Genomic DNA, 21,891 nt, shown 5'->3' with positions numbered 1-21,891 from the left:
CGCGGCAGCGTACACGAGCGCTCGCCGGGGGACGAGCCGGCGGCGCGCCGTGACCGGGCGACCCCCCTTGAAAGCCCTGGACACTGAACCGTTTAAGTGCTTTGCTGGCTGCACTTCCCTCGCACCTCGGATCATGACGTAGGGGTAGCTGGCGCGTGGCTTGCGCGACCGGGTGCGCGGCTTCTTGGTTTCTTGTCGATCCGCGGACGGAATGCGTTCTCTCCTCGCCGTGCGTCCCTTCCAGGCCTGACCAGGCAGGGGGGTTCGGCGCGCCGTTCGCGACGCCGCGCGGCGCGCGAGGGCGCTTGTCGCCTTGCAGCAAGGAGAGGGCGTCGCCGTGAGATCACGCACGACCAGGGCCGTACGTCGCCAGGTGCGGTCAGGAGAGAGCTAGAGGGAGATCACGATGCGCGTTCTTCATGGGTCGGTGGCTGGTTGGGCCGGAGCAGCCCTCGTGGCGTTGGGCCTCTTCGTGGGATGCGGGGACGACCCGGACGGCCAGCAGGGCTCGGGACAGGAGACGACCGGAGCGGGCGGGGACGCGTCGGGCACGGGCGGGGGCGCCACCGGAGCCACGTCCGGCACCGGCGGCGCCACGACGGGCACGGGCGCCACGACGAGCACGGGCGCCACGACGGGCACGGGCGCCACGACGAGCACAAGCGCCACCTCGGGCACGGGCGCCGGGGGCGGCGAGGAGTCGACGGGGTTCTCGGTGCGCGGCCGCTTCCTCCACGACCGCTGCGGCGAGAAGGTGCTGCTCCGGGGCGTCAACGAGATGGTCGTCTGGCTGGCGTCAGGGCCCGACGGCCTGCCGGAATTCCAGGAGATCGCGAAGACCGGCGCCAACACGGTGCGGATCGTCTGGCTCGCCACCGAGTCCGCGGCGGGCCTCGATCAGGCCATCACGAACGCGCTCGCGCAGAAGCTCATCCCGATCGTCGAGCTGCACGACGCCACGGGGAAATGGGAGCTCCTGCCGACCCTTGTCGACTACTGGACGAAGGCGGACGTCGTGGCCGTGATCAAGAAGCACGAGCAGAACCTGCTCGTGAACATCGGCAACGAGGTCGGGGACCAGGTGGACAACGCCGCGTGGGAGGCGGGCTACAAGCAGGCCATCACCCGGATGCGCGAGGCCGGCATCACGGTTCCGCTCGTGATCGACGCCTCGAAATGGGGGCAGAACATCGACCAGCTCCAGGCCGTCGGGCCCGCGCTCGTCGCGCACGATCCGAACATCCTGCTCAGCGTCCACATGTGGTGGACGGACGGGAGCGGGGCCACGATCACCAAAGAGCTGGAAGAGTCCGTGGCGCTGAACCTGCCTTTGATGGTCGGCGAGTTCGCGCAGCACGCCGTGTACGAGTGCGGCAAGCACCCGTTCGATTACAAGACCCTCCTCGCCAAGAGCGTCGAGCACGAGGTGGGGTGGCTCGCCTGGTCGTGGGGCGCGGTCAAGAACAGCGACTGTCAGAACGACGGACCGTTCGACATGACGACCGACGGGACCTTCGCAGGGCTCACCGGCTGGGGCCGCGAGGTCGCGGTGACCGACCCGAACAGCATCCAGAACACCTCGGTGCGCCCGCACTCCATCGAGACCGGGTCCTGCAGGTAGCGCGGCGGCGCGGACCCGCGCCTCTGCCGGGCGTGCAGCGCCCGCACGCCTGACGAGCGCGCTGGGGCTCCTCGCGGCCCCCGCGTCTGGGCAACCCTCGCCGATCCGGGACTTCCAGATCGGTGGGAATGGACGGCGGCGAGGCGCTCGCGGGGCGCAAGCCCGGCCGCAAGCCGAAGCACGCGGCGGACAAGCGAACGGGCTGAGCACGCCCTGATCAAATAATCTGAAGGGCTGGTCTCCGTCGCGCCATCAAGTCCATGAGCTGCCTCCCGACGGTCGGCACGTACGTCTGGGACCCGCACCCCGGCTGCACCGACACCCCCGAGCCCGGCGCGATCGGCGCGCCCCCCGCGAAGGTCGTCGCCGGAGACTACCCCAACTGGACGCCGTCGCCCGTTCGCACCGGCTTGTCCGGTCACCATGAGAGGACGTCATGAGACGATTCCAACTTGCCATCGAGATCTTGAACCGTCATGTTCGGTCGTGTCTCGCGATGCTGCTTTGTTCCTCCCTGTGCGTCGCGTGCGTCGACACCTCCGGCGAAGGCGAGATGGTGGAGGGCGAGCCGGCCGCCCTCGACGTCGGCGACGTGCCTGACCCGAGCCAGGTCTCGATCGAGGCAACCGCCTCCGGCTGCGGAACCATGAATACGCAGGTTGGGGATACCAACAAGGAATACGCACTCACGTTCGACGACGCTCGCGGGGGCCGCGACGACTTTGGCACGTACGACGTCGCTTGTGACGTCGAGGTCACCTACACGTTTCCAGCGGGCTACACGTTCGATGCGCCGTCCTTGGATGTGTTTGGTGACGTGTATACCGAAGACGCAGCCGTCGTCATGGTTCAAGCAAGCCAATCGCTGGCCGGCACGGCCAGCGTCTCCAAGACGTTCGAGAACATCGACACGGACGTCGAAGGGGTGTTCGAGCTGCTCTCTATCCCTGCCGGGGGACAAGCGGGCAGCGCCCCGTGTGGTGCCACCTCGGCCACGGTCAACGTGCAACTCCGCGCCACGATCGGCGGCACGGGAAGAGCATCCGTCGAGTTCAACTATATTGACGGGCTGATCCCCTGGCGCCGCTGTCAATGAACCGACCCAGGGCCTGCCGTCGCGTCAACCGCTCGCGCTGTCCTGTCACCCTGCAATCAGGCCGCGCTCAAGTCCCAGCGAAAACCGTTCCCGGGAGCACGCCAGCAGGGTACAGCTATACGGTAGGATGCCTGAGGCATTGCGCGGCGCGGAGGGCGGCGGTCCGACGTCCCGCGCCATCGACTAGCGCGCGCGCTCCATCTCGCTGGTCGAGCGCCGCTTCATGAACGCGACCGGCGAGAGACCCGCGAGCTCGCGGAACTCCCTGACCAGGTGCGGCTGATCGCAGTACCCGCTCGCGAGGGCGACCTCCGACCACGACCCGCGGGCGACCTGCACGTTCGAGACGACGCGCTGGAAGCGGGTGATGCGCGCGTACTGCTTCGGCGAGACGCCGACTGTCGCCGCGAAGGCGCGTCGCAGGTTCCGCGGGCTGACGTGGAGCGCGCGCGCCGTCTCTTCCACGGTGACCCCTCCGAGCGAGAGCCTCCGGACCGCGGCGCGCGCGACGGCCGCCGATGCGGGCTCGAACACGTCGGGGCCGAGCACGCGATCCTCGAGGGCGCGCTCGATCGCCTCCACGCGAGCTCGCGTTGGATCCAGCGTGACGCCGGTCCCGACCGCCACCAGCTGCTCGAGCAGGGCGTCGGCGCGCCGGCCCCAGAGATCGCGCGCCGGGACCATGCGATCGGCGAGCTCGTCCATCGGCACACCGAAGAAGGGGTACGCGCCGCCGGGTCGAAACACCACCTGAACCGCGAGCAGCAAGCGCGGCACGCGCTTGTACAGGGCCCGCGTCTGAGGCCCGAGGACGACGATGTCGCCGCGGTCCGCGTCGAGGAGGCGAAAGACAAGCGTCGTCGTGCCATCGGGCAGCAGGTCGATGTTCGCGATCGGCGGCGTGATGGCGCGAGCGGCGACGACGAAATTGCGGAGCACACGCGACGCTGGCGCGACGACCTCCTGGCGTGGAGCGCGCCCCGCGATGGCCTGCTCGATCGATCCCGGCACGACTCCATCGTGCGCTCGCCGCTGGCCGCCATCAACCCGCCCGGCCCCGTCTCGGCCGTTTCCTCCAAGATTGCACGCCGGCACGGGCGCACGGTGCGGTCCAGCAAGGGCCCTTCACCCCGGACCCCCAGGAGAACCGCGATGAACCTCGACCACTACGTCACCCTCGGCCGCTCCGGGCTGCGCGTCAGCCCCCTGTGCCTCGGCGCCATGACCTTCGGCGAAGACCTCGGCTTCGGATCCAGCGTCAAGGAGTCCGAGGCGATCCTCGATCGCTTCATCGAGCGCGGCGGCAACTTCATCGACACCGCCAACGCCTACACCAAGGGCCACTCCGAGAAGATCATCGGCGACCACCTCGGCCGCCACCCGAGCAGGCGCGACAGGGCGGTGATCGCCACCAAGTTCACAGCCAACCTCTACCCCGGCGACCCCAACGGCGGCGGCGCCGGGAGGAAGGCCATCTTCGCGCAGTGCGAGCAGTCGCTGCGCCGCCTGCAGACCGACTACATCGACCTCTACTGGATGCACGTCTGGGACAAGAACACCCCCATCGAGGAGACAGTGCAGGCCCTCCACGACCTGGTGGCGGCCGGCAAGGTCCGCTACGTCGGCGTCTCCGACACGCCGGCGTGGAAGGTGGCGCAGGCGCACGGACTGGCGGGCTTCCGCGGGTGGGCGCAGTTCATCGCGCTGCAGATCGAGCACTCGCTCCTCGAGCGCACGGTGGAGGGGGAGCTCATCCCCATGGCGCGCGAGCTGGGCCTCGGCGTCACGCCCTGGTCGCCCCTCAAGAGCGGCGCGCTCTCCGGCAAGTACACGCGGGAGAACGCCGGCAAGCACAGGGCCGATCGCGGCCCGTTCGTGCTCTCCGCGCTCACCGACACGGCGTACGCCATCGTCGACAAGCTCGTCGAGATCGCGAGGGATCTCGAGACCACGCCGGCGCGCGTGGCGCTCGCCTGGGTGGTGGCCCGGCCGGGCGTCACCTCCACCATCATCGGCGCGCGCACGCTGGCGCAGCTCGACGACAACCTCCGCTCCCTGGAGGTCGAGCTCGCGCCCGGTCAGGTCGCCGCGCTCGACGCGCTCTCGGCGCCGGCGCTCAACTTCCCCGCCGACTTCCTGCGCGTGGCCGGCGCGTTCATGAACGGCGGCACGACGATCAACGGCGAGGGCGCGCCGGCGTCGCCGATGACGCCGAAGAACGACAGCGAGCGGTACTGAGCACGCAGGTGACGACCCGGGCCTCGCGATCCTGCCGGGCGGCAAGCATCGGAGGCGCCGCGCTCACGCCACAGCCTGCGGGCGCTCGGCTCGCCGGCGGCGCACGAAGAGGGCGCCCAGGGCCATGAGGGCCGCGAAGCCGCGCCCGCTGTTCTCCGCGGACCTGCCGGCGGCGCTGCAGCCGCCGCCCGGCTCTTCGCCGCCGCCGCCGGTGCCGCTCAGGCCGCCGGTGCCGCCGGTGCCGCCGGTGCCGCTCACGCCACCCGTGCCGCCCTGACCGCCAGTGCCTGCCATATCGCCGCCAGCCTCGCCCATTCCGCCCGCGCCCCCCATTCCACCGGCGACGCCTCCGCTCCCTCCCTCGCCTCCGCTTCCGCCGGAACCATTGGAGCCACCGACTCCGCCAGAGCCGCCACCAGCGCCGCCGACTCCGCCGGAGCCGCCGACTCCGCCGGAGCCACCACCGGACCCGCCGATTCCGCTGGACCCGCCGACTCCGCCGGAGCCGCCGACTCCGCCGGAGCCACCACCGGACCCGCCGATTCCGCTGGACCCGCCGATTCCACTGGACCCGCCGGAGCCGCCGACTCCGCCGCTTCCGCCGCTGCCCTCCGGGGTGACGCCGCCCTCGTAGATCTCCGCGCTCTCATGCGCCTCGGGGTCGCCGTCTCCGGACGAACACCCTGCCCGTAGCCCACCGAAGACCAGGACGCGGTTGCCCTCGAGCAGCACGGACCACGGAGCGTCGCGTAGCCTGCTCAGGCTCGGCACCGTCGACCAGCCATTCGTCACCGGGTTGTACACCGCGGCGCTGCGGAGCGTGCACTCGCTGCCGCCCGTCCATTCCCTGCCGCCCGCGATGAGCACCATGCCGTTCCCGAGCAGCGTGGCCGTGTGACGCCGGCGCGCGACGTCCAGGGGCCCGGTCACGGTCCAGTCGTTCGTCGCCGGGTCGTAGACCTGCGCGTGCGGGACGTTCCGCGCGCCCGTGACCAGCACCCGACCGTCGCCGAGCAGCACCGCCGTGAAATCGGCGGGCGGCATGAGCAACGCCTGCGTGGGCGTCCATGTATTCGAGGCCGGGTCATACCGATCGGCGCCGTCGCTGCTCACCACGAGCACGCTGCCGTCGAGCAGCACCGTCGCCCTGTGCCCGGAATGCGCGTAGGTCAGCGTCCCGGCCGGGGAGAACACCCCCGTGGCCGGGTCGTAAAGCTCCGCCGTCGCCGGGCCGCCAGCGCCGCCGCTCACCAGCACCTTGCCGTCGTGCAAGAGGACCGCCGAATGCCGCGAACGCGCGACGCCGAGCGGGCCCGTCGCTGCCCAGGACCTCGTCGCCGGATCGTAGAGCTCGGCGACAGCCGTCCCGCCGCCCACGACGAGGATGCGATCGTCGGGGAGCCGCACGAGGGCGGCGCTCGCGTCGTGGTGCGCGGCCATGGCGCCGGTGAGCGTCCACGTGTCGCTCGCCGGATCGTAGGCCTCGGCCGTCGACGGAGCGTCACCGCCCACGACGAGGATCTCGCCTGTCGAGACCCGGATCGACGCGGGCTTGCGGCGCACGCGCGAGATCGGCGCGACGTCGCTCCACGCGTTCGTCGCCGGATCATAGAGGTTCGCGGACAGGGTATCGCTCCAGTCGTTGTCGTACCCGCCGGCCACGAGCACGCGGCCGTCGGCGAGCTCGGCCCACGAGCCGTCGTGCCGCGCCACGGGCATGTTCCCGGCGGGCGTCCACGCGGGCTCGCAGCCGACCGGCTCATCCCCGACGCAGGCGCCCGCCTGGCAGACGCCGTTCGCCGTGCAGCCGTCGGCGCTGCCGCACACGGCGCCGCTCAGCGGCGTGCAGGTGCCGTTCGCCGACGCGCCCGCGGCCACCGCGCACGCGTCGCACGAGCCCGCGTCACACGCTGTGTCGCAGCAGACGCCGTCGACGCAGAAGCCGCTCGCGCACTCGCCCGCGAAGAGGCAAGAGGCGCCCGGGGCCGCGAGGGTGAGGCTCTCGACACTCGTGCCCCCGCCGCCGGCCACGAGCACCCGCCCGCCGGCGAGCGCCGTGGCGGTGTGGCCGCTCCGGTCCGCGTTCAGGTACCTGCCGAGCGACCACCTCCCGCTCGCCGGATCGTAGAGCTCCGTGAGCGCGCCGCCGCCGGCGACAAGCACCCGGCCATCGGCGAGCGGCGTGGCCGTGTGCCCGTAGTGGGTGACGTTCATCGGCGTCGCGGCCGACCAGGTGTTGCTCGCCGGATCGTAGAGCGCCGCGCTGCGGTTCGTGGAGGTGAACCCCTCGCCGCCGTAATCGGTGTAGCCGCCGGCGACGAGCACCTTGCCATTCACGAGGAGCGTCGCCGTGTGCCCTTCGCGGTTCTGGACCGAGCCCGCGGCGGTCCACGTGTCCGTGGCCGGATCGTAGCGCTCCGCGCTGCCGATGGGGTCGCTCGAGGAGCCCACCCCGGCCACCACGAGGACGTCGCCGTCCGGCAAGAGCGCGGCCGCATGGGAGGAGCGCCCCTGCGCCATCGACCCCGTGGCGGTCCACGTGTCCGCGACGGGATCGTAGATCTCGCTCGAGCTCATCACCCACTCGTCGATGTCGCCCGCGGCCACGAGGATCCGGCCATCGGGCAGGAGCGTCGCCGTGTGGCGCTCGCGCGGCGAGAGGAGCGGCGCGGCGAGCGTCCATGTATCCGTGGCGGGGTCGTAGATCTCGACGCCGGCCTCGTTCGCGCCGCCGACCACGACGACCCTGCCGTCCGGAAGGAGCGTCGCTGTATGGCCCGTGTGCGGCATGCTCATCGACGCGACGAGCGTCCATGCATTCGTGTCCGGGTCGTACACCTCGGCCGTGGCGCTCGCTCCGCCGGCCACGAGGACCCTCCCGTCGAGCAAACGCGTCGCCGTGTGCCTGCTCCGGGCGACGTTCATCGGCGGCGCCACGTCCCAGCGCGGCGCCGTGAGCGCGGCGGCAGCCGCCCCGATGCCGTGCTCCACTGCGCGACCTCGTGGGACATCGTCGCCAGTGCAGCCGAGCGCCGCGGCGAGCGGCGCGATGAGCAGGACAGGGGCGAGGCGGCGCAGGAATGAGGGTGAACGCACGCTCGACGATAGCGGCGTCAGCGACTTGACTGTCAAGACAAAGCGATCGCCGCGGCGGAGAGGAAGCCGTGAAGCTTCCGTCCGCATCAAGCCCCTCGGGGCTCCGGCTGCCCTCCCAGCCGCGTCACCGCCCTCGATCCCGCCTCGATCCCGCGCCGCAGGCACTCCGCCTCGCCCGCGCCCTCGATCTCCGCGGCGATGAACCCGGCCGCGAACGCGTCGCCGGCCCCTGTCGCCGCGTCTCGTCGAGGAGCCACACGGGCATGTCCGAAGGCTCGAGCGCGAGGTTCGCCCCCCGGTCGGTGAGGAAGCTCCGCTCCCCGTCGGCGTCGACGAGGACGACCAGCACGCCCGACGCCTCCTGCGGGTCGGCCACGAGGATCGGGTCGACATGGAAGCCCTTGAAATAGGCCTCGATATGCGGCCCCTCGGGACGGACGATCACGTCCGTCATCACGTCGCCGACCACGAGAACGCGGCCGGCCTCGCTCATGCCGTGGCCTTCGGCCTTGCCCCGAGCTTGCTCATCGCCACAGCGATCTCCGCCGCCACAGCCGCGTTGTTCTCGACCAGAGCGATGTTGGCGATGAGGCTCTTGCCCCCGGTGAGCTCGACGATGCGCTTCAGGAGGAACGGCGTCAGGTCCTTGCGGCTCACGCCCTCTGCCTCGGCGCCCTGGATCGCCTCCGCGATCCACGCCTCCATCGCCCTGGCGTCCACGGCATGGCTCTCGGGGATCGGGTTGGTCACCAGGATCCCGCCCAGGCCGAGCTCGAACTGCAGCGCGATGACCCTGGCCGCTTCCTCGGCGCTCTCGACCCTGTGGTCCACCTTCTGCCCGCTCTGCCGCGCCCAGAAGGCCGGGAAATCCTCTGTCTTGTAGCCCAGCACCGGCACGCCGCTCGTCTCGAGCGTCTCCAGCGTCTTCGGGATGTCGAGGATCGACTTGGCCCCCGCGCACACCACCGCCACCTGCGTCTGGCGCAGCTCCTCCAGGTCGGCGGAGATGTCGAAGGTCGTCTCCGCCCCGCGATGCACGCCGCCGATGCCGCCCGTGGCGAACACCTGGATACCGGCCCAGGCCGCCGCCATCATCGTGGTCGCCACGGTCGTCCCGGCCATCGCGCCCGAGACCAGGAGCGCCGCCACGTCGCGCCGCGAGGCCTTCGCCGCCTTGCCGCCCGCCCTGGCCAGCCGCTCGAGATCGTCGGCCTCCACGCCCACCACGAGCTTGCCGTCCATGATGGCGATCGTCGCCGGCACGGCCCCGCTCCGGCGGACCACCGCCTCCACGCGCCGCGCCATCTCGAGGTTCTGCGGAGGCGGCATGCCGTGCGTGATGATCGTCGACTCCAGCGCCACCACCGGCAAGCCGTCGGCGAGCGCTCTCATGACCTCGGGCGAGATGGAGAGATGGTCCTTGAGCGACACGCTGAGATCCTTCGGCTGCGAGGGTGTTACGCCCAAGGAATCCGGACGCCCCGGAGACGTCAAGCCCCACCGTGGGGACCTGCCCTGGGTCGGACAGCGCGTGTCCTGTTCGACCCGGGGTCAGACCGCCGGCGGCTCGGTCTGGCGTTGCCACGCGCGGTGCATGGCGATCGCCTTGATGAACGCCGGGGCCGCATCGGCCACCGCGTCGTCGGGCAGGACGAGCAGGCCCGGGTCGGCGTCCGCGCCGGCCGCGGCGGCCCCGATGCCCGCGGCTGCGGCGAGCGACGCGGCCGACGCCGGCACGAGCAGGGGCTTGCAGTGGCGGAACTGGAGCTGGACGAACTCGACAGCGAGCCCGTCGAGCGCCAGCGCCGCCGCGCCGGCGCCGGGCGGCAGCGCCGCCGCGTCGAAGAGGACGCTCGGGGCGGCCTCGATCGTGACCTCGACAGGCAGCTCGTCGCCCTCGACGGTGCGCACAACGCCGAGGCGCGCGCCGACGTAGCGGGGCACCGCGCCCGCCAGCAGCAGCGCGTCGTAGAGGGCGCTCGACGCCGCGCCGCTCACGCCGTCGGCGACGAGGATCGCGACGCGGCGGCCGAGGATGCGGCCGTCGCCGGGCCGGGCGAACAGCGACAGGCCCGGCGACACGGCGACCTCGGGGTTCTCGACGGGCGGCACAACCATCGAGAGCGGCTCGGGGAGCTGCATGCCGAGGTCGGCCGCGACGCGCGCGGCCAGCCCCTCGTCGACGTTCCGCAGCATCGCGACCATGCGCTCGCGGATGGCCTGGGTCTGCACGCGCGTCAGCTCGAAGCGGAAGGCGCGCGCGATGTGGTAGCGCTCGATGGGGGTCTGGCTCGCCCAGAAGAGGCGCGCCTGCGTGAAGTGGTCGGCGAACTTCTCGGGCTTCGCCCGCAGCTTGGTCGGCTCGGTCACGGCCTGCTGCGCCAGCAGCCGCTCGGCGACCGAGGTGAAGCCGCGCGCGCCCGCCTGGAACGGGCAGCCGCCGGCGAGGGAGTTGGGCTCGTAGTTCACGCGGCCGCGGTTGATCGCCTGGCGGTGGAACCCGTCGCGCTGGTTGTTGTGCACCTCGGCGACCGGCGCGTTGATCGGGATCTCGTGGAAGTTCGGCCCGCCGAGGCGCGAGAGCTGCGTGTCGAGGTACGAGAAGTTGCGCCCCTGCAGCAGCGGGTCGTTCGTGAAGTCGATGCCGGGGACGATGTGCTGCGTGCAGAACGCGACCTGCTCGGTCTCGGCGAAGAAGTTGTCGGGGTTGCGGTTCAAGACGAGCCGGCCGACGGTGCGCAGGGGCGCGAGCTCCTCCGGCACGATCTTTGTCGCGTCGAGCACGTCGAAGCTCCACCGCTCGGCCTCGGCCTCGGTGAACGTCTGGATCTGCAAGAGGTACTCGGGGAACGCGCCGCCCTCGATGGCCTCCCAGAGGTCGCGGCGGTGGAAGTCGGGGTCGGCGCCCGAGATCTTCACCGCCTCGTCCCAGTCGAGCGAGTGCGTGCCGAGCACCGGAGTCCAGTGGAACTTCACGAGCGTCGCCTGACCGGCCGAGTTGACGAACCGGAAGGTGTGCACGCCGAAGCCCTGCATCGTGCGGAAGCTGCGGGGGATCGCCCGGTCGCTCATCTGCCACATGATGTGGTGCATCGACTCGGGCATGAGCGAGATGAAGTCCCAGAAGGTGTCGTGCGCGCTCGAGGCCTGCGGCATCTGGTGGTGCGGCTCGGGCTTGACGGCGTGCACAACGTCGGGAAACTTCATCGGATCCTGGATGAAGAAGACGGGCATGTTGTTGCCGACGAGGTCCCAGTTGCCCTCCTCGGTGTAGAACTTCACGGCGAAGCCGCGCGTGTCGCGCACCGTGTCGGCGCTGCCGCGCTCCCCCGCCACGGTCGAGAAGCGCACGAAGACAGGCGTCCGCTTGCCGACCTTCGCGAACGGCGCGGCCTTGGTGAGCGAGGTGATGTCCTCGGTGCACTCGAAGTAGCCGTGCGCGCCAGAGCCGCGCGCGTGCACGACGCGCTCGGGAATGCGCTCGTGATCGAAATGCGTGATCTTCTCGCGCAGGATGAAGTCTTCGAGCAGCGTCGGGCCGCGCAGCCCCGCGCGCAGCGAGTTCTGGTTGTCCCCGACGGGCACGCCCTGATTCGTCGTCAGCGTCCGACCGAGCGAGTCGACCCGGTGCTTCTGCAGCGGCCCCTGGTTCGGGTTCGCGCCCGGCGCCGCCTTGGCGCCGTTCTTCTCGGACTCGTTGCTCTCCGTGATCGTGCTGGCTGTCGCGTCGAGGTTCTCCGGCTTGGCTGTGGCACCTTGCGGCGGCTGTGGCACTTTGCCGCGCAGCGCGTACTCGGCCGCCTTGTTCACATTTTCGGGGATGGCGGCGACGAGCGCCTCGGTGGCGTCGACCTTCGCGTCGAGGCGGTCGGCGGCCGCGAGGTTGCGCACCCCGTCGTCTTCGCTGCTCGTCCCGCTGCCGAGCGCGGTCGCCGCGCGTTCGATGAGGCTGCGCTTCGGCCGCGCCGCCCGCGGCTTCGCCGACGGGCCGCCCATCGATTGCTTCGCGCTGCCAGCGCCCTTTTCGCTCGGCTCTTTGGACGACGGATTCACGGGGTTCTTGCGATCGGTCATGTGATGGCCTCCGGGAGGGAGCCGGGCTTTCAGCAAAGAGCGCACCAACGCTCGCGCTTCAAGCAGGCGCCCGGGCGACCGACGCGCGTCCAGGCCCGTTGCGGCGCCCGGTCGGCTCGCTGCGGGCTCGTAGGGCGCCGCCGTACCGCCGGCCGCGGCGATGGGCGGGCGGCCGGGGACGTGCGCTATCGTGTTCGCCATGAACCTCGCCGGCATTGCCCATATCCAGCTCTCGGTCACGGACTTCCCGCGCAGCCGCGCGTTCTATCGCGCGCTGTGCGAGCACTTCGAGATGCAGTGCCAGTACGACGATCCTGGCACCGAGGACGAGCGGCCCTCGCTCTATTACATCGGCGGCAAGACAGGCCTGTTGATTCGCCCCGTGAACCCGGAGCACGTCGGCACCCGATTCCACCAGTACAAGCCCGGCCTGCACCACCTGTGCTTCCGCGCCCGCAGCCGCGAGGACATCGACGCATTCCACGCGTTCTTCGAGGGCACGCTGGCCGCGCTCGGCGGCAAGCTCGTGCACGCGCCGGAGGAGGGCGCGTGGGCGGCCGGCTACTACTCCATCGTGTTCGAGGATCCGGACGGCATCCGGCTCGAGATCAACCACGTCCCTGGCAAGGGCAACCTGGCCGAGGACGTCAAGCTCCCGTTGCCCGCGCCCTTCGCGGGGGGCGTGCCCGAGCAAGCGTGACGAGGGGCGCGCCTCCCTCCCCCGGGGTCCATCCCCTGATCACATCGGCCGGCCGCCGCTCGCGCGCACGATCTCCCCGGTGACAGCGGTGTTCGCCGCCGAGCACAGGAAGACGATGGTGGGCGCGACCTCCTCGGCCCGCAGGAGCCGCCCCACCGGATACGCCTTCCCGCGCCGCTCCGCGAACTCCGGTGAACTCCGCGCGCTCACCCTGTCGGTCAGGGTCAATCCCGGGACCACCACGTTGGCCAGGATCCCGTGCGGCCCGAGCTCGCGCGCGAGCACCGCGGTGAGCCCGTGGAGCGCCGACTTGGCGGCGGCGTACGGGCCGGAGCCCACCACCCCGTCGAGCGCGGCGCCCGAGGAGAGGTTGACGATACGGCCCCAGCCGCGGGCGCGCATGGAGGGCACCGCGGCCTGGATGGCGGCGAAGGCGCCGTCGACGTTGTCGTGGATGGTGCCCTGCCACTCGTCGAGCGGGATGTCCTCGAAGCGCGGCGCCTCCCAGGGCAGGCGCTCGCTCCAGCGGACCGCGTTGTTGACGAGGACATCGAGCTGCCCGAAGCGCTCCAGGACGGCCGAGACGGCCGCCTTGATCGACTCGAGCGATCCGAGGTCGAGCTCCAGCGCGAGCGCCTCGCCGCCCCGGCGCTCGATCTCCTGGACGACCTCTCGGGCCTTCTCACGCCCGCTCCGGTAGGTGAGCGCCACGCGGGCGCCCTCGGCCGCGAGCTGCAACGCCACCTCCTTGCCGATCCCCTGCGAGCCACCTGTCACCAGCGCGGCCCTCTTCTCCAGCCCCAGCTCCATGCGACACCTCGCTTTCGACGGGTAAGGTAAACAAGCTGGAATAAACTTCCACAACAAAATGGAAGAATCCTCCAACAAGGCAGGCTGGTCAGCGGCGCCGGGCTGCGGTAGGGGAGAGGCCATGGCGGTGGCTCGACAGAGCGGCGTGGCCCGCCGGGAGGCGCTGCTGGACGCGGCGCTCCGCTGTTTCGAGCAGCGTGGCCTGTTGCGCACCGGCATCGAGGACGTCCGCAAGGAGGCGGGCGCGAGCCCTTCGAGCGTGTACCACCTCTTCGAGGACTTCCCGGCGCTTGTCGCGGCGCTGCTCGAGCGGACCTTCGCGCGGCTGGCGGGGGCCATGACCGCGCGCGTGCTCGCCGCGAGGACGGCGCGCTCGGCGGTGCGGGCGCTCGTGGAGGCGCACCTGACTTGGGTGTTCGAGCACGAGGCCGAGGCGCGCTTCATGTACCAGGCGCTCGCGCTGGAGCTGGACGGGCATCACCGCGCCGCGCTCTGTGAGACCAAGGCGCGGCTCAAGGCGGAGATGACGGCGCACCTCGCGGAGCTCGGCGTCTTCTCCGGGGCGCGCTCGTCCGAGGTGACGCTCGACGTCGTGCTGCTCGGCCCGGCGCACCAGGCCTGCCGCGCCTACCTCTCCGCGCCCGGCGTCGTGGACCCCGCGTGGATGAGGGCGACCCTGCCCGACCTCGCGTGCGCAGCGCTGGCCAGGGTCGAGCCTGCGGCCCGGGGGGCGCGGGCGGGCAAGAGCGCGGAGGCGGTGGAGACGCTGAAGAAGCCCGGCGGGAGGAGGAAGAGCAGGCCGGCCCGCGGATGAGTGGGCGAATCGCAGCGCCCATGTCGGGAGCAGGATCCCCAGCTCATCCGGGCGCATCTCGCGGGCCCGGCCTCGGACGGCGGCGGTATTCGCCGGGCGGGACACCGGCCCAGCCCTTGAACACGCGGTTGAACGCCTCGTCGGACCCGTAGCCCACCTTCGCCGCGATGTCCTTGATGCTCAGGCGCCCCTCCTCGAGCAGCCTCGCGGCGTGGCGCATTCGCCACGCCATCACGTGCGCGAGCGGCGGCTCGCCCACCTGACGGCGGAACTCGGCGGCGAACGCTGAGCGCGACATCCCGGCGTGCCCGGCGAGCGCGTCGACCGTCCACGGGGCGCCAGGATCCGCGTGGATCGCGGCGAGCGCGCGCGCGATCGAAGGGTGCCCGAGCGCTCGCAGCCACCCTGCGCCGGCGACGCCTCGCGCGATGGAGGCGCGCAGCGCGTGGATGAAGACGAGCTCGGCGAGCCGCGTGAGCGCGGCCCCCGAGCCCGGCCGAGGCGCCGCGACCTCGCTCGCCAGCGCGCCCAGCACGCCGAGGAGCCCGGGGCCCGCCGCCTCGGCGGGGAGGTGCAGGAAGCCCGGCAGCGCCGACCCCAGGAGGGCGCGTCCGGCCTCGTCGATCGCGAGCGACCCGCAGACCAGCGTCGTGCGAGGTCCCGAGCCGCCCCGCCGGAGCGGGCCGGGCCCATCTCCGGCCGCGCGGCGGAGCTCGTCGAACGAGACCACCGCGCTCCCCGGGCTGTCCCGCAGCGCGTGCGCGCGCCCCGCCGCCACGAGGACCACGTCGCCGCTCGCGATCGCGACCTGAGCCTGCGGCGCGTCGAGCAACGCGAGGTGCGCCGCTCCCCGGACGACCACGTAGCAGACGAGCTCCGGGATCCCCGGCGTCTGCACGCCCCAGGGCGCCCCGAGCTCGCCCGCGCCGAAGACGCTCCCGCGCAGGCGGACCGCCTCGAGGACGCCGCTCAGCGGATCGGCGGCGGTCTCCCGGGACGATTCATCAACCACAGTGGATTATATATCACTGAACGTCCACAGCCGCCATGGTATCTGTCAACGACCTTGGTGAGGAGGCAGGCCGCCGAGCGGATCCGGGCCTCCCGGCGCGTCATCCACGGGCTCGTGCACAGCGCGATGACCGTGAGCTTCCAGCGAGCCACCACGGCCGACGGCTTCGAGCTCGCGTTCGGCCTGCAGTACCTCGCCCGGTACGCGCTGAACCGCGCGCTCGTCCGGGAGCTCGCGGCCTCGGGCGACGGGCGGATCGTGCACGTCGGCGGCAAGGCGCCCCCGGGCCTCTCGCCCGATCTCGAGGATCTCCAGTTCGATCGGCGGAGGTGGTCGCTGCTCCGAGCGCTCATGTCCTCGCAGGTGCTGGGATATCTCCACGTGCAGGAGGCGGCGAAGCGCTGGAATGGCGTGCCGGTGACGGCGAGCATCGCCTGCGTCGGGATGACGAAGACGCAGAATGCGATGAGCGGTCCGTGGTGGGTGCGCGCGCTCTACAGCGTCGCCGGGGCGGCGCCGGAGCGGTCCGCGGAGAACGTCGTCCGATTGCTCACCGCGGCCGACGCGAGCGACGCGCACGGCGCCGTCCTCTTCGATCCGAAGCGCTTCACCCCCACCCCGCTCGCGTACGACGCCGCGCTGGCGAGCCGCGCATGGGAGCTCTCGGAGGGGCTGGTCCGGGAGCGAGGGCTCTCGTTCGCGCCGGGCTGGCTCAGGTGAGCGGCAGCGCGCCCCCCGTGTTCAGGATCTCGTGGCCGAAGCTCTTGACGTCCTCGAAGCCCATGTAGTGGAAGCAGCTCACGAGCATGTCGGCGAACGATCGATCGCCATCGAAGTCGACAAGCCGCCCGCGCCGGAAGTAATCGTGCGCCTTGCCCGCGAGGACGACAAGGGTGTCGTGGATGCTGTGGGTGTCGCCCTGCCCGAGCTCGTTCCAGTGCACGACGAGCGTGTGATCCCAGAGGGTGCCCTCGCCGTCGCTCGTGTTCTTCAAGATCTCGTAGAGCTTGGTGTTCTGTTCCCAGAGGTGCCTGTGGATCTTGCGCACGTCGGCGAACGCAGCGTCATCGCTGTTGTGCGATATATCGTGGTGACCCTCGCTGAGGCCCAGGTTCGAGTAGACGCGACCGCTGGTGTTGCCGCTCCAGTTGAAGTTCACCACGCGCGTTAAATCGCAGGCGAACGCCAGGGCGCTGATCTTGAAGAACAGCTCGCCCATGATCATGTGGTTGTCGTCGTCGTAGGGGTCGAGCCGCTCGCCGAGCGGGGTCTGCACGCACGCGGCCGCGCCGTTGCCGGTCTGGAGCGCGCGCTCGACGTCGCGCATCGCGTCGAGGTGCTGCTGGATCTTGGCGCGGTCCTCGGCGCCGAGCCTGGTGAGGAGCGAATTGCCCTCTTCGCGCACCAGATCGATGGCCGACTGCTTCTTCGCCAGGCGCCTCAGCACCTCCTTCTGCGCGGCGTCGCCGTCGGGCGTGAAGGAGAAGATGCGGGCGTAGGCCGCGTACGGGTCGGTCTCCGCCGGGATCGGGCTCTGCTCGCCCGCGGGCCCCGCGTGGGCGTGCGTGTTCCAGATGTCGTTCCACTTGGTCCCGACGCGGTACACGAGGTGCCGGTGCGCGACCCGCTCGTTGCTTTCCAGCACGCGACCGCCGATCGCATAGTCGGCGCTCGGCCCCTCCACGTAACCGATGGTGCTCTCGGTGCCGCCGATCGGGAACGACCCGGTGCCGGACCTCCACGGCGCGAGCGAGCTGCCGCCCTGCTGGTGGTTGTCGGCCCGCTCGGACTCCGGCAGATCGTAGAAGCGCTTGTGCAGCTTGTTGAGGAAGAGGAGATCCTCGCGGTACGGCTCGAGCGGGGCGAGGAACTCGCCGAGTTGAAAGCTCGTCTCACCGCCGGCGCTGAAGCGCCTCGCCGTCTGGTCGCCGTTCGCCTGGAACACGAACATGATGCGGCGCGGGGCGGGCGCCGCATCCTGGGCTCGCGCGCGGCTCGGGCGCATGGCGTCGAGGAACGGGAGCGCGAGCGCAACTCCGGACGCGCCACGCAGGAAAGTACGGCGGCTCAGGGGTTTCATGGTTCCTCCGGGGTGATCACGGGCGGTAGCGGAAGGCGTCGGTCTGCGTGAGCGCGACAACGAGCTCGGACAGGCTGTAGCCGCTCTCCTTGAACGCGACCGAGAGCGCCGCCATCGAGCAGCGATCGGCGTCGGTCTTGTCGCGGCCGTAGAAGAAGCGGAAGTTCTGCAGCACGTAGCAGGCGCGCGCCTCCTCGCTCTGCGCGAGGCGCTGGCCCAGCTCGGCGGCGTTCGCCACGGGGCCGTCGAGGTCGAACGTGTGCGCGATGTTGCTCGACGTGACGACCGGCCTGCCCTCCTCGTCCGTCGTGCGGGAGCGGCCCACGGCGTCGAACGACTCGAACACAACGCCGAGGGGATCCATCAGGTTGTGGCACCCCGCGCAGCTCGGATCGGTGCGGTGGAGCTCGAGCCGCTCGCGCTGCGAGAGCCCCTCTCCCAGGCCCTCGAGATCGAGCTGCACGTCGTTGGGGGGCGCGGGCACGAGCTTGCACAGGAGATCGGTGCGCACCTTGAGGCCGCGCCGGACGATCGATGTGCGCGTCGCCTTGTCGCGCGTGAGCATCATGCCCTGGGTCAGCACGCCCGAGCGGCCGGGCATGTCGACCCTGACGAAGTCGTCGCCGCTCACGCCGCCCACTCCATAGTGCTTCGCGAGCGCGCCGTTCACGAAGCTGTACTCCGCGGTGAAGAGCTCGTCGAGCGAGCCGCTCGGGTCCGCGAACAAGCTCTTCACGAACGTGCGCGTCTCCTCGTGCAGCAAGGCGGGCAGCCCCGACACGACGCCCGGATACACAGCAGGATCGCGGCTCATGCTGCTCAGGATGTCCGTGTCGAGCCACTGGTCGAAGTACTCGAACAGGCGGTCGGCCCTGGGATCGGCCAGCATGCGCCGCACCTGGGCTTCGATCTGCTCCGGCGTGCCGAGCTCGTCGGCCGCCGCCGCCCGCGTGAGCTCCTCGTCCGGCTGCGACTGCCAGACCAGGTACGAGAGCCGCGAGGCCATCTCGTACGGCGTGGGCTCGTTGACGCCCTCCGCGCCCGCCTGGCCGAGCTCGACGCGGTAAAGCACGTTCGGCGACTGCAGCATGCTGAAGACGACCCACTCGATGCCTTCGTTGAAGGTGGTCCCGTCCGAGCCCGCGGCGAAGCGCTCCTCGTAGCTCTGGACCTCGGCCTCGGTGAGCGGTCGCCGGTACGCCCTGGCGCCGAAGGTGCGGATGAAGTCGCGCGCGCACTCGAGCTCCCCGAGCGCCGCCGGATCACAGGCGACCAGGCCCGGCGCGCGCGCCGCGACGGCGGCGATCTGCTCGGCCGCGTCGAGGTACTTCTGCGCGACGAGCGAGCCGACGGTCAAGAAGCTCGCGTTGTTGCGGAAGCCGAGCGACTCGGGCTCGTTCGGGAACGTGGCGACCACCGTGTCGATGGTGGAGGCCACGCCCGAGACGCCGGAGAAGAGATCTTTCAGCGTGTTGGTGTACTCGTGGTTGCTGAGACGGCGGAGCGGCGCCGAGCCAGGCTGCGGCGTCTGGCAGAAGGGCGAGGCCAGCACGTCCTCCGGGACCTGGCCGCTCTCGGGGTCGCCCCCGCCGCCCACCCACGGGTCCGCGCCGGGCCCCGTGGACTGGCCGGGCCCGCCGATCTGGCCGTTGCAGCCCGCGGCGAGCGCGAGCAAGAGCGGCGCCGCGACCCTGAGCTTCTTGCCGGGGAGATCGAGGGGCCAACGATCCGTGTGCTGCTCGGGGTTCATCGTCTCCTCCACGCCGCGCCCGACGAAAGGCACGGGTTGGTGCGAGCGCCGACCACACAGGTCGACACCGACACGGACTCACGATGCTGCGACTCGACAGCGCCGAGAGGATCAACGTATCAGAATCCGCCCGAGCAGCCACACGTCACGAATCGATCGCAACCACTTTTGTGCTCCAACGACTCACTTGCTTACCCAATTTATCCACTCTCGCCGGGCTTTTGAATCTCGGCGGTAGCGCAGCGGGAAAAGGGCGATCCACCAGATCACCCGTGCGGTGCACGGCGAGGAAGAGGGTGATCGCGGAGATCACCCCCGCGGAGAGCGCGAGAGCCGCCCGCGTTCAGGCGTTGCGCGCTGAACGGCGCTTTGCACCCTGGCGGCGGAGCTTTCCTGTCGTCAGCTCGTGAAGGACTCCCGCCAACGACGCGTACGTGGACAGATCGCCGAGCTCCACGTCCACGAGGCTCCTGGCGATCTCGGGGCGCACGCCGACAAGGATGAGGCGCGCGCCGAGCAGGGTAACCGCGCGGCTGGTCTGGCCGAGCGCGTGGGCGACCTCGGCGTCCACGGCCGGCACGCCGGTGATGTCGAGCAGCACGAAGCGCGCCGCGTGCCGGCCCGCGCCCTCGGTCACGGCCGTGAGCACCTGGAGGGCGCGGCCCCTGTCGAGCGCGCCGACCAGCGGCACGAGCAGCACGCCGGGGAGGAGCGGGATGAGCGGGCAGCCGAGCTCGCGCACCGTCTCGGAGAGGGCGCGCTCGAGGGCGTAGGCGTCCTGCAGCTCCGCGTGCTTCGCCGAGAGCGACTGGACGAGCTCATTGCGCTCCAGGGCCGCGCCGAGCAGCGATGCCCAGACCCCGACCGTGCCCTCGTCCCGGGTCAGCTCGCGGAGGGTCGGCCCGATGAGCGCCAGGATCCCCCAGTCGCGCCGCGCGGTGCGGATCGGCAGGAGGAGCATCATGTGCGCGCCGCTCGCGGCCGACGGCGGCAGCAGATCCGCCGGCGGGAACGCCTCCACCCGATGGCGGCCGCCGATCGCGGGCGTCGCGCTGCCATCGCGGCTGTAGGCGCCGGCGACGACGAGCGTCGTCGCGTCCTCCCGGAGCGCGAGGCAGCCCCAGAGCGCGGGGGTCTTCGCGAGCCATGAGAGCGAGAGGGACTCCTGCTGGGAGCCGCTGAGCAGCGCGAGGCCCACCTCGTAATTGGACCTCACGAGCAACCCGACCTGCGCCAGGGCGTCGGTCTCCACATGGAGCCGGGACCGGGCGATCGCGAGGCGCGCGCTGTCAAGGAACGCCTCGACCCGCTCCGCGGACGCCGCATCTCCGCCCAGCCGCGCGTGGGACCGGCGGAGCAGGCGGACGAGCGCCATCAAGGTGCCCATATCGGGCGCAATGCCGGCGGCCTGCTGGTACGCGTGCTCCAGCGCCTTGGCCGGAGGGGGCGCTGTGCCCTCGATCGCCGCGGAGTACCCTGCGAGTACAAGGGCGACCCCTGGCCATACGGCGGCTGGCGACAGCCCCGGCGCGAGGCGCTGGGGCGCGAGGAGCAGCTCGACAAGCCGCCGGTCCAGGTCGCCGCCGGCGTCCTCCCCGGCCGCCGCGTCCTGGTCGAGGATGCTCTGGATCACGTCGCACCCGCACGAGGTCCGCTGGATCAACGTGTTCTGCGTGAGCACGAGCTCGGGCGGGGAGGTCTCGCCGGCGAGCATCGAGAGGATGAGATCGCACGCGGCGCTCCCCATCATCTCGAACCGCTGGCGCACGGTGGTCAGCGGCGGGTCGGCGGTTTGCGCGTCCGGCACATCGTCGAACCCGACGATCGCCATGTCCTCGGGGATGCGGACGCCCGCCGCCTTCAACAAGGGCATCATCGCGAGCGCGTTCTTGTCCGTCCCGAAGACCGCCGCCGTGCACGCATGCCGCTGCGCGAGGAGCTGCGGGGCGGCGCTCTCGCCGCCCGGATACCAGCTGTCGCTGGTCCGGATGACGAGATCGGGATCGAGAGGTATCCCCGCCTCGGCGAGCGTCTCTCGGTAGGCTTCGAAGCGCTCGCGCACGTCGGACTCCTCGAAGTAGCCGACGAACGCGATGCGCCGGTGCCCGTGCTCGAGCAGATGGCGCACGGCGCTCCGGATCCCGCTGCGGTTGTCGGGAATCACGGACGGGCAATTGCCCTCGTGGGCATCGGTGCCGACGACGACGAGCGGGACCCGCGCGCCAGCGAGCTGCGCGATGCCGTCCACCGCGATCACGAGGATCCACCCATCCACAAGGTCTCTGGCGAGCGAGGGGGCCTGGAGCGAGGCGGGGGTGCCGCGCATCACGATCGTCCGACAACCGTGCTGCTGCGCCGTCTCGTGAATGCCCTTCAGGACCGGGTTCCAGAACGAGCCGTCGAGATAGGGGGTGATGACGCCCACGGTACGGGCGCGGGGCGCCTCATGGGCGTCTTTTCCGCGGTGGGCCGGCTCCGCAAGGCGGCTCGCAGCGCGCGTCGAGGAGGCGGCTTTTTCTCCCGTTGCCTGTTGTCCGGCCCCGCCATCTTCCTGTGAAGAGCCGCTCGCCTTGCCTCCCTGCGGGCCCGGCGACTCGACT

Annotated in this window: 17 protein-coding genes; 7 read left to right on the top strand and 10 right to left on the bottom strand. The window is 71.2% G+C overall.

What is annotated here, in order from left to right; genetic code table 11:
* Positions 1-454: 454 nt before the first annotated feature.
* From WMF42_RS42195 to WMF42_RS42185, 3 genes are all read left to right on the top strand, one after another.
* The gene (locus WMF42_RS42195; RefSeq protein WP_437688785.1) at positions 455-1,621 is read left to right on the top strand and encodes a cellulase family glycosylhydrolase; all 1,167 of its coding nucleotides are present in this window, start codon (positions 455-457) and stop codon (positions 1,619-1,621) included.
* Between the two features lie 260 nt (positions 1,622-1,881).
* Positions 1,882-2,061: a hypothetical protein gene (locus tag WMF42_RS42190; protein WP_437688783.1), complete on the top strand. Its 180-nt coding sequence runs from the start codon at positions 1,882-1,884 to the stop codon at positions 2,059-2,061.
* On the top strand, positions 2,058-2,717 hold the full coding sequence (locus WMF42_RS42185; protein WP_437688781.1) for a DUF4360 domain-containing protein: 660 nt from the start codon (positions 2,058-2,060) through the stop codon (positions 2,715-2,717). The genes WMF42_RS42190 and WMF42_RS42185 overlap by 4 nt, the downstream gene beginning before the upstream one ends.
* Positions 2,718-2,900: 183 nt before the next feature.
* Here the strand turns inward: WMF42_RS42185 and WMF42_RS42180 are convergent, their stop codons facing one another.
* Positions 2,901-3,728, bottom strand: a complete 828-nt coding sequence (locus tag WMF42_RS42180) for a helix-turn-helix domain-containing protein (RefSeq protein WP_437688779.1) — start codon at positions 3,726-3,728, stop codon at positions 2,901-2,903.
* A 141-nt stretch (positions 3,729-3,869) separates the two neighbouring features.
* Here WMF42_RS42180 and WMF42_RS42175 point away from each other — a divergent pair, with 141 nt between their 5' ends.
* Positions 3,870-4,955 (top strand): aldo/keto reductase, encoded by a 1,086-nt coding sequence (locus tag WMF42_RS42175; RefSeq protein ID WP_437688777.1) that lies wholly within the window; start codon positions 3,870-3,872, stop codon positions 4,953-4,955.
* A gap of 63 nt (positions 4,956-5,018) precedes the next feature.
* Here WMF42_RS42175 and WMF42_RS42170 read toward each other — a convergent pair whose 3' ends face one another.
* The 4 genes from WMF42_RS42170 to WMF42_RS42155 form a co-directional block, all read right to left on the bottom strand.
* Positions 5,019-8,051 carry a Kelch repeat-containing protein gene (locus WMF42_RS42170; RefSeq protein ID WP_437688775.1) on the bottom strand — a complete coding sequence of 1,011 codons (3,033 nt, stop codon included), beginning with the start codon at positions 8,049-8,051 and terminating at the stop codon, positions 5,019-5,021.
* Between the two features lie 86 nt (positions 8,052-8,137).
* Positions 8,138-8,308: a PfkB family carbohydrate kinase gene (locus WMF42_RS42165; RefSeq protein WP_437688773.1), complete on the bottom strand. Its 171-nt coding sequence runs from the start codon at positions 8,306-8,308 to the stop codon at positions 8,138-8,140.
* A gap of 232 nt (positions 8,309-8,540) precedes the next feature.
* Complete coding sequence (locus WMF42_RS42160; RefSeq protein WP_437694422.1) at positions 8,541-9,443, bottom strand: pseudouridine-5'-phosphate glycosidase; 903 nt, start codon at positions 9,441-9,443, stop codon at positions 8,541-8,543.
* Between the two features lie 159 nt (positions 9,444-9,602).
* A complete protein-coding gene (locus WMF42_RS42155; RefSeq protein ID WP_061609107.1) occupies positions 9,603-12,125 on the bottom strand; it encodes a catalase in 2,523 nt (840 codons plus the stop codon).
* A 199-nt stretch (positions 12,126-12,324) separates the two neighbouring features.
* Here WMF42_RS42155 and WMF42_RS42150 point away from each other — a divergent pair, with 199 nt between their 5' ends.
* A complete protein-coding gene (locus WMF42_RS42150) occupies positions 12,325-12,825 on the top strand; it encodes a VOC family protein (RefSeq protein WP_061609112.1) in 501 nt (166 codons plus the stop codon).
* A 39-nt stretch (positions 12,826-12,864) separates the two neighbouring features.
* Here WMF42_RS42150 and WMF42_RS42145 read toward each other — a convergent pair whose 3' ends face one another.
* A complete protein-coding gene (locus WMF42_RS42145) occupies positions 12,865-13,635 on the bottom strand; it encodes an SDR family NAD(P)-dependent oxidoreductase (protein ID WP_061609106.1) in 771 nt (256 codons plus the stop codon).
* Between the two features lie 121 nt (positions 13,636-13,756).
* On the opposite strand from WMF42_RS42145, the gene WMF42_RS42140 reads away from it, so the two are divergent.
* Positions 13,757-14,449 (top strand): TetR/AcrR family transcriptional regulator, encoded by a 693-nt coding sequence (locus WMF42_RS42140; RefSeq protein WP_437688769.1) that lies wholly within the window; start codon positions 13,757-13,759, stop codon positions 14,447-14,449.
* Positions 14,450-14,492: 43 nt separating this feature from the next.
* On the opposite strand, the gene WMF42_RS42135 is transcribed toward WMF42_RS42140, so the two are convergent.
* Positions 14,493-15,461: an AraC family transcriptional regulator gene (locus WMF42_RS42135; RefSeq protein ID WP_437688767.1), complete on the bottom strand. Its 969-nt coding sequence runs from the start codon at positions 15,459-15,461 to the stop codon at positions 14,493-14,495.
* 54 nt (positions 15,462-15,515) lie between these two features.
* Here WMF42_RS42135 and WMF42_RS42130 point away from each other — a divergent pair, with 54 nt between their 5' ends.
* On the top strand, positions 15,516-16,181 hold the full coding sequence (locus WMF42_RS42130) for a hypothetical protein (RefSeq protein ID WP_437688766.1): 666 nt from the start codon (positions 15,516-15,518) through the stop codon (positions 16,179-16,181).
* On the opposite strand, the gene WMF42_RS42125 is transcribed toward WMF42_RS42130, so the two are convergent.
* The 3 genes from WMF42_RS42125 to WMF42_RS42115 all read right to left on the bottom strand — a co-directional run bounded on the left by WMF42_RS42125 (position 16,174) and on the right by WMF42_RS42115 (position 21,716).
* Positions 16,174-17,541, bottom strand: a complete 1,368-nt coding sequence (locus tag WMF42_RS42125; protein WP_437688765.1) for a DUF1552 domain-containing protein — start codon at positions 17,539-17,541, stop codon at positions 16,174-16,176. The genes WMF42_RS42130 and WMF42_RS42125 overlap by 8 nt on opposite strands.
* A gap of 16 nt (positions 17,542-17,557) precedes the next feature.
* Complete coding sequence (locus tag WMF42_RS42120; RefSeq protein ID WP_437688763.1) at positions 17,558-19,324, bottom strand: DUF1592 domain-containing protein; 1,767 nt, start codon at positions 19,322-19,324, stop codon at positions 17,558-17,560.
* A gap of 310 nt (positions 19,325-19,634) precedes the next feature.
* Positions 19,635-21,716, bottom strand: coding sequence for a substrate-binding domain-containing protein (locus WMF42_RS42115; protein ID WP_437688761.1), 2,082 nt, complete (start codon positions 21,714-21,716; stop codon positions 19,635-19,637).
* Between the last annotated feature and the right edge of the window lie 175 nt (positions 21,717-21,891).

This window comes from Sorangium sp. So ce176 (assembly GCF_051519835.1).
Taxonomy (GTDB): Bacteria; Myxococcota_A; Polyangia; order Polyangiales; family Polyangiaceae; genus Sorangium; species Sorangium cellulosum_G.
This window is presented reverse-complemented; position numbering and strand designations above follow the sequence as displayed.